The organism is Nonomuraea sp. NPDC049504 (assembly GCF_040676845.1).
GTDB lineage: Bacteria > Actinomycetota > Actinomycetes > Streptosporangiales > Streptosporangiaceae > Nonomuraea > Nonomuraea salmonea.
The window spans coordinates 53653-67103 of the sequence record NZ_JBFAPT010000038.1 but is presented as its reverse complement, the minus strand read 5'-3'; the positions used below and the strand labels follow the sequence as shown (position 1 = coordinate 67103).

Below are 13451 nucleotides of genomic sequence, written 5' to 3'. Positions count from 1 at the left end.
AACTGATGAGGAGCCATGAGTCAGAGTGATCGGGGGCTGCGCCGCCTCGCGGCCGGCACGCTGCTCGTCGCCTTCGAGGGCACCACGGCGCCCCCGTGGGTGCTGCGCGAGCTGGAGCACGGCCTGGGCGGGGTGACGCTCTTCGGGTTCAACGTGGCCGATCCCGGCCAGGTGCTCGGCCTGACCACCGCGCTGCGGTCCGCCGGCGAGCCCGTCATCTCGCTGGACGAGGAGGGCGGCGACGTGACGCGGCTGGCGTACCACGTCGGCAGCCCCTACCCCGGCAACGCGGCGCTCGGGGCCGTGGACGACGTCGAGCTGACCAGGCGCGTCTACCGCGCCATCGGCTCCGAGCTGGCCGCCTGCGGCATCAACCTCGACATGGCGCCCAGCGCCGACGTCAACAGCGAGGCCGACAACCCGGTCATCGGCACCCGGTCGTTCGGGCCCGAGCCGGGGCTCGTCGCCCGGCACACCGTCGCCGCCGTCGAGGGCCTGCAGTCCGTACGCGTGGCCGCCTGCGTCAAGCACTTCCCCGGCCACGGCGCCACCCGCGTCGACTCGCACCTGGCCGTGCCCGTCGTGGACGTCGGCATGGACGTGCTGCGCGAGCGCGAGCTGGCGCCCTTCCGCGCCGCCATCGGGGCGGGCGCCAAGTCGGTGATGACCGCGCACGTCGCGGTGCCGGTCGTGACGGGTGACACGCCCGCCACGCTGTCCGGCGCCGCGCTGACCGGCCTGCTCAGGGGCGAGCTCGGGTACGACGGCGTGGTCGTCACCGACGCGCTCGACATGCACGCCATCACCCGCAGCGTCGGCCTCGCGGGCGGTGCGGTCATGAGCATCGCGGCCGGGTCCGACCTGCTGTGCCTCGGGCCGTTGCCGACGTACGACGACGTGCAGGGCATCATCGACGCGGTCGTCGCCGCCGTGCGCGAGGGACGGCTGCCGCTGGAACGGCTGGAGCAGGCCGCGGGCCGGGTCGCCGCGCTGCGGTCCTGGTTCGGTGAGGGGGAGCGGATCGCGGCCGAGCAGAACGTCGTCGGCCTGCACGCCGCCCGCCGCGCCGTCCGGCTCACCGGCCGCGCCAAGCCGCTCGTCGAGCCGCTGGTGATCGAGGTGGACACGCCGCCCACCATCGCCGTGGGCGACGTGCCGTGGGGGGTCGGGCCGTGGCTGCCCGAGGCGGAGATCGTCCGCGTCAAGCCGGCCGCCGCCGACGCGCCCGCCCTGCTCGCCAAGGCGGTGGACCGCTCGCTCGTCGTCGTGGTCAAGGACGCGCACCGCCACCACGAGAGCCGCGAACTGGTCTCCGCCCTGGTGGCCGCCCGCCCGGACACGACCGTGATCGAGATGGGCCTGCCGGTCTGGCAGCCGGACACCGCCGCCTACATCGCCACGTACGGCGCCGCCCGCGCCAACGCCCAGGCCGCCGTAGAACTCCTCACCGCCTGACCGTGACCCCCTGCCCTGCCGGAACCCCGGCGGGGCGGGGTCAGGGGGCCAGGAGTTCTTCGCGGGCCTCGTCGAGGGCGGCCAGGACCGCGCCGCGGCGTACCGGATTGTCGTCCGTGACCGTTGTCGTCACCACCTGGGGACGTACGGGGCAGATGCGGGCGACCGCCTCCTCCACCCGGGACGTCAGCGCCTCCCCACCGGCATGCCCCACCTCGCCGGACAGCACCACGAGCCCGGGGTCGAGGATCACGCACACCGCCGCCACCCCCAGCGCCAGCCGGTGGGCGATCTCGTCGAGCAGCGCCTCGCCCTCGGCCCCCGCCGCCACCGCGACCTTGACGCACTCGGTGGCGCTGCCCACCGCGAACCCGTAGCTGCGCGCCAGTTCGGTCACCGCCTCCGCGCTGACCAGCGACTGCAGGCCGCCCGCCAGCGAGGGCAGCCGCCCTGGCTCGGTGCGGATGTCCTCGGGCAGCGGCACTCCTGGCACCGGCAGGTAGCCGATCTCGCCCGCGCTGCCGGACCGCCCGCGGTGCAGCCGCCCGCCGAGCATGATGGCCAGCCCCAGCCCCCGGGACGCCCACAGCAGCACGAAGTCGTCCAGACCCTTGGCCGCGCCGTCGGCCCGCTCGGCGATGGCGGCGAGGTTGACGTCGTTCTCGATGGTGACCTTGCGCCGCAGGTCGCCTGCCAGCGCCTCGTGGATGCCCTCGTGCCAGCCGGGCAGGTCGAAGGAGAAGCGCACGTCGCCGCTGCGCGGATCGACCACGCCGGGGGTGCCGATCACCACGCCGCGCAGCTTCGACAGGCTGACCTTGGCCCCCCTGCACGCCTTGACGATGGCGTCGTGCACGACGGAGACCGGGTCGTCCTCGGCGCCTGGCTCGACCACGACCTCGGAGATCGTGCGGCCGTGGATGTCGGCGACGGCCGCGGAGATCAGCTCGGGCCCGACTTCGAGGCCCGCGACGTACGCGCTGGAGGGGATCACGGAGTAGAGCGCCGCGTTGGGCCCCCGCCCGCCCGCCTGGGTGCCGACCACCTCGACCAGCCCGCGCTCCTCCAGCCGCGCCAGCGTCTGGGACGCCGTCACCTTGGACAGCCCGGTCAGCTCGCCGATCTGGCCACGCGTCATGGGGCCGGTCGCCAGCAACAGGTCCAGCGCGGCCCGGTCATTGATCTCCCTGAGCAGTCTGGGCACACCAGGGCGTCGCTCCACGCTGAATCCCGCCGTCGCACTCGAAGGGCCGTTATCGAAAAGGTTGTTGGAAGTTTAGCGCTCCGCCTTTCACCCGCCGTCGCAGGTGACACGTGGCCAGGTATGGCCGATGATCGCAGTTTCCCACCCGTTCTGACGACCTTGCGCCTAACCAGTCTTGACCAGGAGGGATAATCGAGAACATGCGCCTATCCGCTCGTGTCGACTACGCCCTTCGTGCCGCCGCTGAACTGGCCGCCGCCGGTGCAGGCCCGACCACTGTGGGCGAGCTCGCCAAGGAGCAGGACATGCCGCCCAAATACCTCGAGAACATCCTGCTGCAGATGCGCAGGGCCGGGCTCGTCCGCGGCCAGCGCGGCCCCGAGGGCGGCTACGTCCTGGCCCGCCCGGCAGCCGAGATCTCGCTGGCCGACGTGATCCGCGCGGTCGACGGCCCGCTGGCCAACGTGCGGGGCGAGCGCCCCGAGCACGTCGGCTACCGCGGGCCCGCCGAGTCGTTGCAGCAGGTGTGGATCGCGTTGCGGGCGACCGAGCGGTCGATCCTGGAGGAGGTCACGCTGGAGCAGGTGGCTTCCGGCGCCCTCCCCGAACGCATCCGCCAGCTGGCCGCCGACCCCGCCGCCTGGGACTGACCCACCCCACCGGCCCGCCCCGTCTCAGCCTGCCGCGCCGTCGGTGAGGGTGAGCGCTTCGCGGCGGCGGCGGAGGCGCTCGTCCTGGCCGAGGTCCTTCAGCCGCTCTGCGCCGAACGCGTGGATCGGCCCGGGCATGCGGTAGCGCTCCCCAGGCTCCCGCACCAGGATCGCCCGGTCGGCCAGCGACTCCAGGAGCTGCGGCAGCTGCCAGGTCGGCAGCCGGTCGTCCCCGCACACCTCCTTGGCCGCGACCGCGTCGAAGCTCCCGGTGAAGACCGAGGCCCGCGCCCACAGCAGCCGTTCTGCGGTGGTGCAGAGCCGGTGGGTCCAGGCGATGGTGGCGCGCAGCGCGTGCTCCCCTGGCTGCTCCAGCACCTGCCGCCCGCCAGAAGAGCCGTCGTACGCATGGTGATCGCTCGCGGAGAAGTGGTCGTCGAGACGCCGGGCCAGCACCTCGACCGGCAGCTCGCGCAGCCGCGCGGCGGCCAGCTCGACGGCGAGCGGCAGCCCTTCGAGCCGCCGGCACACCCGCAGCACGGCCTGCTCGTCCAGCCCGGCGACCGCGCACCCGGGCACGGCCTGCTCGTCCAGCCCGGCGACCGCGCACCCGGGCACCGCCGCGACGGCCCGCTCGGCGAACAGCACTCGGGCCTCCTCAAGAGGGAGCGGCGGCACCGGCAGCACCCGCTCGCCACGGCAGCGCAGCGGCCGTCGGCAGGTGGCCAGCACCCGCAGCCCCGGCGCGGCGGCCAGCAGCGCCGTGACCACCGCCGCACACGCCTCCATGAGGTGATCGCCCCCGTCCAGCACCAGCAGCGCCTCCCGCTCGGCGAGGCGACGCGCCAGCCCCTCGATCGTCGTCCCCGCGCTCGCGGCAGGGAACAGGGCGGAGGCGATCGCGTACGGCAGCGCCCCCGCCTCCTGCGGCGCCGGCACCAGCCACGCCCCGCCGGTGTCCCGAAGCTCGGCTGCGGCCCGCAGCGCGACCCTGGTCTTGCCGGCGCCACCCGCCCCCGTCAAGGTCACCAGCCGCGACCGGCCGAGCAGCTTCTCGACGGCGGCCACCTCCGTGAGGCGGCCGACCAGCGGCGTGGTCTCGCCAGGCAGGTTCCCTCGCCGGCGGCTGGCGTGCATGGAGCTCACCTCATCGGGCTCGGCCTGCGTTCCAGTGTGCCCGAGCGACTCCCGCACCGTCACCAAAAGTGAGAAGACGACCACTCAGCGCCAGATCGCCGCAAGAGACCTTCACTTCCTGGAGAACCAGAAGACGGCGTCGTCCAGTTCCTCACGCGTCGCGCTGATCAGGGTGCGGACGGGCTTCCCCGCGGTGTCCGCCATGACGACGCGGGCCCGCCTTCCCTCGCGCACGGTGGCCAGCAGGTGGTCCCCGTCCAACCAGCCGTGGAAGACGGCGCCGGCCGGCAGCCGGGCCGTGCCCTTCCTGGCCCCCGTCCGCTCGTCCCAGAAGCAGATGTCCCTCGACGCCCCCGGGCAGGCGGTGGGGAAGACCGTGCCGAGCGCGCTCCTGACGGCTCCTCCGGTCTCCAGCTCGCCCACGCCCTCGAAGCTCCGCAGCACCGTCCCGTTCAGGTTCAGCACGCGCACGGACCCGTCACCCGCCCGCTGCAGCACGCCGGCGAAGTCCGAGCCCCAGGCGTACCTGGAACGGAACGGGCCCGGCGCCTCCGTGACCGTGACACCCCCCGTGACCGCGTCCACGACCGCGAACCCCACGGTCCGCGTCTCCTTGTCGCCGCCGTAGTCGTAGTCGACGACGGTCGCGAGCAGCCGCCGCCCGTCCTCGGCCCACACCGGGTCCATGAGCGTGCGGGGCTTGTCCACGGTCCGCGGCTTGCGCTCCTGGCGGGTGGCGCGGTCGCGGATCGTGATGGTCTCGAAGCCGTCGCTCAGCAGCCGCGTGTACGTCAGCGAGGCCACGAAACGGCCGCCGGGCGAGACGATCGGCTCCTCCAGGTTGCCGAAGAAGGCGAAGTCGCCGGTCGCGGGATCACGGACGTGGCCGGTGACCATCGAGGAGGACGTGCTGCGGTAGGACGAGACCCAGAGAGGATCGGCGGGGTTCTCGTGCAGCACGATCCCGGTGTCGGGCACCTTCGTCTCCGTGACCGGTTCGGGAGCCATCGTCCCGGGGCTGGGCGTGGGCAGCGGCGCCGAGGCGGCGGCGGGCGGGCGCGGCGCGGCCTCAGGCGCGGGACGCAGCAGCAGCACGGCGACGCTGACGGCCAGGGCCGTGCCGACCGCCGCGACGCCCAGCGGCCACCGGCGCCGGCGAGGCGGTGCGGCCGACTGCCGGCCCTGGGCGAGCAGCCGCTGCTCGCCGGTGTCGTGCGGTGCTTCGCCCGGATGCCCGAGCAGGGTGAGCAGCGCCTGCGTCGCGGTGGGCCGCGCGTCCGGGTCCTTGTCCAGGCAGCGCGCGGCCAGCTCGCGCAACTCGCCGTCCAGGTTCCCGAGATCGGGCTCGGCGGTCAGGATGCGGGCGATCAGCGCGGGCAGCTCGCCCGTCCCGAACGCCGGGCGTCCCGTGGCGGCGGCCACCATCGTCCCTGCCCAGGCGAACATGTCGGCGGCAGGCCCGATCGGCGCGCCGCCGAACTGCTCGGGAGCCATGTACGGCGGCGTCCCCACGATGTGCCGCCCGTCGGCCTCGACCTCCTCCAGCGCCCTGGAGATGCCGAAGTCGATCACCCGTGGCCCGTGCCTGCTGAGCAGCACGTTTCCCGGCTTGAAGTCCCGGTGCACCACACCGGCCTGGTGGATGGCGGCCAGCGCGGTCAGCGTGCCGATCGCCAGGCGGCGCAGCTCGGCCCCGCGCAGCGGCCCCCGGTGGACGAGCACGTCGGCCAGCGCGGGCCCGTCGACGTACTCGCTGACCACGTACGGCGTGCCCGCGAACTCCCCGCTGGCCAGCACCTGCGCGGTGCAGAACGCCTTGACCCGGCGCGCGTACCCGATCTCCTGCCGGAAGCGGTCGCGCGCTTCTGGGTCGTCGAGCCCTGAGCCGAGCATCTTGATCGCGACCGGCGTCCCGGCGGGCGCCTCGCCGAGGTAGACGACACCCTGGCCGCCCTGGCCCAGCCGCCCGACGACGCGGTGGCCGTCCACCTCGGCGGGGTCGCCGGCGAGCAGCGGGTTCACGAGCCCGGCTGGTACGCGAACTGGAGCATGTGCGGCTTGTCCGTCGCGAGGTCGGCCAGCACGCGTGTCGTCCTTCCGAGCAAATCGATGATCTTGATTTGCATGGTGCCCTTCTTCTTGCCCGGGTCCTGCACCAGCAGGTGCTTCTCGTTGAACCAGCCGAGGAAGGCGCCCTCGCCCTTGGTGAACGGCACCGTCGCCTGCCGGGCGCCCGTACGGACGTCCCAGACGCAGTACTCCTTCCCGCTGGGGCAGATCGTGGCGAGCCGGGCTCCCGAGGGGGAGAACCACTCGCCGCCCTTGGGATGGCCCACCCAGTGCATCGTCTTACTCACCTGTCCGGACATGTCGTAGAACGCGATGCCCTTCTGCCGGCCGTCCCAGTAGGTGCGCACGACCGTCCCGTCGGGGGCGAAGGTGTGCACGAGGGTGGCGTCGTCGGCGTACTCGGTCTTGACGTGCACCGCCTTGCGCGCCGCTACGTCCACGACGACGAAACCGACGACCAGCTCCGGCTTCTTCTCCGTGTCATAGACGGAGAGCAGCAGTTTGGAGCCGTCACGGGACCAGAACGGCCGCATCGTGTTCAGCGGCTTCTTCACCGTGCTGACCACGAAGGACTCGCCCGTCGTCAGGCTGGTGAACTTGACCTGGTCGGTGTCGGTGCCCTGGAACTTGATGAGCGGGTTCAGCGCCACCCACTCGCCGGCGGGCGACAGCAGCGGCTGCTCGTACTTGCCGACGGCCTTGAAGGCGCCGCTCTTCTCGCGGACGTAGCTGGTGAAGTCGCCCGAGGCTCCCAGGTACGACACCAGCCGCATCGCGTCGCCCGGATGCTCGTGCAGGACGCCGTCGATGTCCTTGATCTCCAGGTCGGCGGCCGCTTTCTCCTCGACCTCGTCACGCGGCGCCGCCGTCTGCGAACTCGCCACCGTGGGCGTCACCGTGGGCGGCACCGTGGGCGTCGCCGTCGGGGGTGCGGCGACCTGCCGTACGGCGGTGGTTCTGTCTCCGGTGAGGACGTAGACCCCCGTACCCGACAGCAGCGCCCCCACCACGAACGCCGCCACCGGCACGGCCAGACCCCGCGGTCCCCGGCCCGACGCCTTCTTCTCCACGAGGTCGCCCGGCGGCGCGGCCAGTAACGACGTCTGCCCGACCAGCCGCAGCAGCACGTCGCTGGCGGCCGGCCGGGCATCGGGGTCCTTGTCGAGGCAGCGCACGATGAGGTCGTGCAGCTCCCCCAGGTCGGGCAGCACGGGCGGCTGGTCCGTGATGCGCTCGACCGTGGCGCTCATCGAGCCGCCCTCGAAGGGCGAGGCGCCGCTGACGGCGAACACCATGGTCGCCGCCCACGAGAACACGTCGGCGGCCGGCCCGGCGTCGCCGCCGCGTAAGCGTTCCGGCGCGGTGTAGGCGGGCACCGCCACCTTCCTGGTGGACACGGACGCCGCCGCCAGTGCCTGCTCCAGGCCCGCGTCGACCACCCGCGGCCCGTCGGGGCCGAGCAGCACGTTGCCCGGCCGGATGTCGCCGTGCACCAGCCCCGCCTGGTGGACGGCGACGAGCGCGGTGATGGTCCCGGCGGCCAGCCGGTAGAGCCCCACCCCGTCGAACGTCCCGCCGGCCTCTTCGAGCGCGGGCCCGTCCACGAACTCGGTGACGAGGTACGCCCGCCCGTCGGCCACCCCGGCGTCCAGCACCTGCGCCGTGCCGACCGCGGAGACCCCGCGCAGCGGCTCCATGGCGGCCAGGAACGGCTGGGGCTCGACTTCAGGTGGCAGGAGCCGGACCACCACCGCCTCACCGGCCTCCGACCGCCCCAGGAACACGTGAGAGGCCAGCCGCCCGGTCAACCGGTAGCCCGCGACCTCGCTGGGTTCTCCCGCACGTAAGTCCGTGATCTCCGGCATGCGCCGCCCAAGCCTTCCGTCAAGGCCAAGTCCAGATCGTCATTATGACCAGCAAGACCACGGAAAGCAGCCATCCGCGGCAAACCATCACGGACAGTACCGGGCTGACGCCGAGGGGAGGTGAGGGCGGCCGCAGCGGCGCCACACAACCGTGAAGCGCGACCCGGGCAGCGGCGCCGGAGCCGGCCGCAGTAATGCCACACGACCGTGGAGAGCGGCCCAGACGGCGGTGCGGGAGGCGGGCGCAGTGATGTCACACGACCGTGGAGAGCGGCCCAGGCGGCGGTGCGGGAGGCGGGCGCAGGGTGGCGCATGAGGATTTCTACACTGGGAGGCGTGCCAGAAGGAGACGCCGTCTACCGCACGGCCGCCCGCCTGCGAGGCGCGCTCGACGGCCGCGTGCTGGTGCGCTCCGACTTCCGTGTCCCCCGGCACGCCACCGCCGACCTGTCGGGACGCGCGGTCATCACCACGCGCTCACGCGGCAAGCACCTGCTCACCCGCGTCGAAGGCGACCTCACGGTGCACACCCACCTGCGCATGGAGGGGAGCTGGCTGGTCATGCCGGCCGGCCGCCGCACCAGACCGGGCGACCAGGTGCGGCTGATCCTGGCCAACGAGGAGTGGCAGGCGGTCGGCGTGCGGCTGGGGATGGTCGATCTCGTCAGGACGGCCGACGAGGCGGGGCTGGTGGGGCATCTGGGGCCTGACCTGCTCGGCCCGGACTGGGACCTGGAAGAGGCCGTGCGAAGGCTGCGAGCGGCACCCGGCAGGACCATCGGGGAGGCGCTGCTCGATCAGCGCAACCTGGCGGGGATCGGCACGATCTATCGCGCCGAGACCCTTTTCCTGCGCGGAATCTGGCCGTGGAAGAAGGTCGGGGAGATCGAGGATCTCGAAGGGGTCGTGTCGCTCGCACAGCGGCTGCTGGAGGCGAACAAGGGGCATGCGGGCACGGTGACCACAGGCGATCGCCGCCCGTCGAACGCGACCTGGGTCTACGGCAGGGCCGGGAGACCCTGTCGCCGATGCGGCACCCGCATCAGCCGTGGGGAGATGGGGGCGCAGCCACAGGAACGGCTGATCCTGTGGTGTGCGGGCTGCCAGCCTCGCTAGGCAGCCACCATGTCCTTGACCTCAGGGAAGACGGAGTCGGAGATCGCCCCGCCCACCGGCTCGGAAAGAGCCAGGCGCTCGTGCTCGGGCACGTCGGCCAGCACAGGAGTGGCCTGCAGCTCCGCCAGCGCGAACTGGTCGGACACCTCACGCAACACCTGCGAAAGCGGCACGCCGAGCGCGCCGCAGATGGACGCGAGCAGCTCGGACGAGGCCTCCTTCTGGCCGCGCTCCACCTCGGACAAGTAGCCGAGCGAAACCCGGGCCAGCGTGGACACCTCGCGTAGCGTGCGCCCCTGCCGGACCCGCAACCGCCTCAGCACGTCGCCGAGCAGCTGACGCAGCAGAATCATCTGTCGCTCCCTCCCCGGCGCGGATGACTTCACCACGCCCCGCGCGATCGGTTCGTGCCGCACATCGGTCTTCTTAGCTTCGTACATACTCCTCGCCGTCATCATGGGGCTTCGCCGGCCCTGAACCGCCGCTCGTGGCTCGTTGCGCGACTCATCAGGCCCGCCTGCCGGGCGCTCGGTGCTTGCAGTTGGCTCACGGACCTCACTCACAGCTCCACCGTACCCGTATCGACCGACACCGCGTCAGACCGCACATCGCATGTTCGCTCGGGACGTAACAAGGTAATCACCCGGAATGTTCCCCTATGTTCGCCTTCAGCACACCTGACAGGAGATCGACTGCCTCGTCCACCGTCTCTACCCTGATACGTTCACGCGACCCCCGAAGTCTCAATTCCCGCGCCCATTTCCGGCCTCCCGGCCCCGCGACGCCGATGTGGACCGTGCCCACGGGCCTGCCGTCCTGCGGCTCGGGCCCGGCCACCCCCGTCACGGCCAGCCCGTACGTGGCCCCGCACAGCCGCGCCACCCCCGCCGCCATGCCCGCGGCCACCTCGGGGTGCACCGCGCCCTCACGCCGCAGCAGCTCCGCCGGCACCCCCAGCAGCTCGTGCTTGAGATCGGTGGCGTAGGAGATCACCCCGCCGCGGAACGCCTTCGACGCCCCGGGCACCGAGGTGATCGCCGCCCCGATGAGCCCCCCGGTCAGCGACTCGGCCACCGCCACCGTCGCGTCCGCGCCGACCAGCAGGTCGAGCATCTCGGCCACGTCTGCCATGGATCACCGCCCCTCGCGTGCTCGCCTCGCCACCTTGCGCAACCGGATGGCGCGGACGACGTAGTCGACGCCCGTGCCCACGGTGACCACGACCGCCGCGCCCATCACCGCCCACCGTACGGGACCTGGCACGAACGGCAGCAGGTAGAGGACGATGGCCGCGATCTGCAGCACGGTCTTGACCTTGCCGCCGTAGCTGGCCGGGATGACCGCGTGGCGCAGCAGCACGAACCTGAGCGCGGTGATGCCCAGCTCTCTGCCGAGGATCACGATCGTGACCCACCAGGGCAGCTCCTGCAGGATCGACAGGCAGACCAGCGCGGCCCCGGTGAGCGCCTTGTCGGCGATCGGGTCGGCGATCTTGCCGAAGTCGGTGATCAGGCCGTAGCGCCTGGCCAGCTCCCCGTCGAGATGGTCGGTGATCGAGGCCACCGCGAAGACGGCCAGCGCGGCCACCCGCCAGCCCGTGCCGGGCACGAAGAGACAGACGACGAAGAAAGGGACGAGCGCCAACCGGAGGACCGTGAGGACGTTGGCGATGTTCCACGGGCTGACGACCCGGCGCTCGTCCCTTTTCATGGACCGGCCTTGATGCGCGCGATGAGATCGACGCCCTCGGCGTCGACCGCGACCGCGCGTACGATCTGCCCCTTGACCAGGCCGATGCCCTGGACCGTGACCGAGCCGTCGACCTCGGGCCCCTGGTGGGCGGCCCTGCCCTCGTAGCCGCCGTCGCCCAGGTCGTCCTCGATCAGCACGTCGAGCTCGGTGCCGATGCGCTCCTCCGCGCGCTGGGCGGTCAGCTCCTCGGCCAGCTCGGTGAGCACGCGCACGCGCTCGTCGACGACCTCCTGGGGCAGCTTGCCCGGCAGGGTGGCCGCCTCGGTGCCGTCTTCGTCGGAATAACCGAACACGCCGATCACGTCGAGCCTGGCGGCCTCGAGGAAGGTGACCAGGTCGGCGAACTCCTCCTCGGTCTCGCCGGGGAAGCCCACGATGAAGTTGGAGCGCACGCCCGCCTCGGGCGCCCGCTCGCGGATGCCCTCCAGCAGGCCCAGGAAGCGCTCGGGGTCGCCGAAGCGGCGCATCCGGCGCAGCACGGTGCCGCTGGCGTGCTGGAAGGACAGGTCGAAGTAGGGGGCGACGCCGTCGGTGCCGGTGATCACGTCGATCAGGCCGGGACGCAGCTCGGCCGGCTGGAGGTAGCTGACCCGCACCCGCTCGACGCCCTCGACGGCGGCGAGCTGCGGCAGCAGCTTCTCCAGCGATCTGAGGTCGCCGAGGTCCTTGCCGTAGGAGGTGGAGTTCTCGCTGACCAGGACGAGCTCGCGCACGCCCCGGTGGGCCAGCCAGTCGGCCTCGGCGAGCAGCTCGTCGGGCCTGCGGGAGACGTAGGAGCCGCGGAAGGCGGGGATGGCGCAGAACGTGCAGCGCCGGTCGCAGCCGGAGGCGAGCTTGAGCGAGGCCACCGGGCTCTCGTCGAGCCGCTTGCGCAGCACGCGCGGCCCGCTGGCGGGCGCGAGGCCCGTCGGCAGGTCGCCGTGGCCGGGGATGGCGGTCGCGGGCGCGGCAGCGGCCCGCTCGACCGGCGTGATGGGCAGCAGCGTGCGGCGGTCGCGCGGGGTGTGCGGCTTCAGCGGGCGGCCGGCGACGACGTCGTCGAGCCTGCCGCCGATCTCGGCGTAGTCGTCGAACGAGATGACGGCGCTCGCCTCGGGCAGTGCGTCGGCCAGCTCGTTGCCGTAGCGCTCGGCCATGCAGCCCGCGGCGACCACCTTGGCGCCGGAGTCGGCGGCGGCCAGGAGCGTGTCGATCGAGTCTTTCTTGGCTGAGTCGATGAAGCCACACGTGTTGACGACGACGACCTCGGGGTCGTCGTCGTCGAGCTGCCAGCCGGCAGCCTCGAGTCGCGCGGCCAGCTCCTCGGAGTCGACCTCGTTGCGCGCGCAGCCCAGAGTGATCAGCGATGCGGTTCGGCGGGATGACATGGTGAACACTACGGTATCGGGAGTTGGCCACCACCCGATGCACGGGCTCCCCCCGCCGGCCGCATCGCGGCCCCTCACCTGCCTATCGCGACTGCGGTTTCTGCGGCCCGAACGAGCGCCGCACCACGTCTCCCCGGCCGCCGAGACCCTTCACCCGCTTGCCGTTGACGTGCAGCGTCACGGCTCCGGCGTCGGCCAGCAGCACGTTGACCTTGTCGGGCGCGCGCCAGGTCGAGGTCTTGCCCGCCTTGAGCGTGCCGGCGAAGAGCTTGCGCCCCTTCGCGTCGTGCAGGTTGACGTACGACGACCGCTTGGCCTTGATACGGACCGTGACGATGTTCTTGGCCGCCACCGCAGACGGGCTCGGCTTGGGCGCCTCGGTGATGGGCGTGTTCGGCGGGACGCTGGGCCGGGCCGAGGCGGCGCGCACGTCGCCCGTACGGACCTGGTCGCCGCCACCTCCCAGCACCCGCATCATGCCGAAGACCACCACGATGGCCAGGGCCACCCCCAGGGCCATCGTCCAGTTGGGCCCCCGCCGCTCCGGCAGGTTGATCTTGCGGTCGGCCTGGAAGACCGACGACGCCGGCATGGGCTGCGGAGCCCCGCCGTGCTGCTGGTCATAGAGATGGACGGTGGCCTCGGGGTCGAGCCCCACGGCCTTGGCGATCGCCCTGACGTGCCCTCTGGCGTAGAAGGCACCTCCACAGTCGCCGTATTCGTCCCGCTCCATGCAATGGATGATCGCCTCGCGAATCCTGGTCGCCGCAGCGACCTGCGCGACCGTCAGCCCTGCCGACTGCCTGGCTGCCGCCAGCATGGCCCCGATGCTCTG

The 13451-nt window shown here is 72.5% G+C and carries 12 protein-coding genes; 3 read left to right on the top strand and 9 right to left on the bottom strand.

Features of this window, described 5'->3' with window-relative positions; translation table 11 throughout:
• Positions 1-15: 15 nt before the first annotated feature.
• Positions 16-1455, top strand: coding sequence for a glycoside hydrolase family 3 protein (locus tag AB0K28_RS45565; protein WP_364383178.1), 1440 nt, complete (start codon positions 16-18; stop codon positions 1453-1455).
• A gap of 40 nt (positions 1456-1495) precedes the next feature.
• Here the strand turns inward: AB0K28_RS45565 and AB0K28_RS45560 are convergent, their stop codons facing one another.
• A complete protein-coding gene (locus AB0K28_RS45560; RefSeq protein ID WP_364383175.1) occupies positions 1496-2677 on the bottom strand; it encodes an ROK family transcriptional regulator in 1182 nt (393 codons plus the stop codon).
• Between the two features lie 182 nt (positions 2678-2859).
• Here AB0K28_RS45560 and AB0K28_RS45555 point away from each other — a divergent pair, with 182 nt between their 5' ends.
• The gene (locus AB0K28_RS45555) at positions 2860-3309 is read left to right on the top strand and encodes an Rrf2 family transcriptional regulator (protein ID WP_345398828.1); all 450 of its coding nucleotides are present in this window, start codon (positions 2860-2862) and stop codon (positions 3307-3309) included.
• A 24-nt stretch (positions 3310-3333) separates the two neighbouring features.
• Here the strand turns inward: AB0K28_RS45555 and AB0K28_RS45550 are convergent, their stop codons facing one another.
• The 3 genes from AB0K28_RS45550 to AB0K28_RS45540 form a co-directional block, all read right to left on the bottom strand.
• Positions 3334-4446 carry an AAA family ATPase gene (locus AB0K28_RS45550; protein WP_364383172.1) on the bottom strand — a complete coding sequence of 371 codons (1113 nt, stop codon included), beginning with the start codon at positions 4444-4446 and terminating at the stop codon, positions 3334-3336.
• 111 nt (positions 4447-4557) lie between these two features.
• On the bottom strand, positions 4558-6468 hold the full coding sequence (locus AB0K28_RS45545) for a serine/threonine-protein kinase (protein ID WP_364383169.1): 1911 nt from the start codon (positions 6466-6468) through the stop codon (positions 4558-4560).
• Positions 6465-8381 (bottom strand): serine/threonine-protein kinase, encoded by a 1917-nt coding sequence (locus AB0K28_RS45540; protein ID WP_364383166.1) that lies wholly within the window; start codon positions 8379-8381, stop codon positions 6465-6467. The genes AB0K28_RS45545 and AB0K28_RS45540 overlap by 4 nt, the downstream gene beginning before the upstream one ends.
• 336 nt (positions 8382-8717) lie before the next feature.
• On the opposite strand from AB0K28_RS45540, the gene AB0K28_RS45535 reads away from it, so the two are divergent.
• Positions 8718-9497 carry a DNA-formamidopyrimidine glycosylase family protein gene (locus tag AB0K28_RS45535; protein WP_345398812.1) on the top strand — a complete coding sequence of 260 codons (780 nt, stop codon included), beginning with the start codon at positions 8718-8720 and terminating at the stop codon, positions 9495-9497.
• On the opposite strand, the gene AB0K28_RS45530 is transcribed toward AB0K28_RS45535, so the two are convergent.
• From AB0K28_RS45530 to AB0K28_RS45510, 5 genes are all read right to left on the bottom strand, one after another.
• Positions 9494-9850: a helix-turn-helix transcriptional regulator gene (locus tag AB0K28_RS45530; RefSeq protein ID WP_345398809.1), complete on the bottom strand. Its 357-nt coding sequence runs from the start codon at positions 9848-9850 to the stop codon at positions 9494-9496. The genes AB0K28_RS45535 and AB0K28_RS45530 overlap by 4 nt on opposite strands.
• A 286-nt stretch (positions 9851-10136) precedes the next feature.
• The gene (locus AB0K28_RS45525; RefSeq protein WP_364383162.1) at positions 10137-10628 is read right to left on the bottom strand and encodes a nicotinamide-nucleotide amidohydrolase family protein; all 492 of its coding nucleotides are present in this window, start codon (positions 10626-10628) and stop codon (positions 10137-10139) included.
• Between the two features lie 3 nt (positions 10629-10631).
• Positions 10632-11207 (bottom strand): CDP-diacylglycerol--glycerol-3-phosphate 3-phosphatidyltransferase, encoded by a 576-nt coding sequence (gene pgsA / locus AB0K28_RS45520; RefSeq protein ID WP_345398800.1) that lies wholly within the window; start codon positions 11205-11207, stop codon positions 10632-10634.
• Complete coding sequence (gene rimO / locus AB0K28_RS45515) at positions 11204-12616, bottom strand: 30S ribosomal protein S12 methylthiotransferase RimO (protein WP_345398797.1); 1413 nt, start codon at positions 12614-12616, stop codon at positions 11204-11206. The genes pgsA and rimO overlap by 4 nt, the downstream gene beginning before the upstream one ends.
• A gap of 82 nt (positions 12617-12698) precedes the next feature.
• Positions 12699-13436, bottom strand: coding sequence for a RodZ domain-containing protein (locus AB0K28_RS45510; protein WP_345398794.1), 738 nt, complete (start codon positions 13434-13436; stop codon positions 12699-12701).
• Positions 13437-13451: the final 15 nt, after the last annotated feature.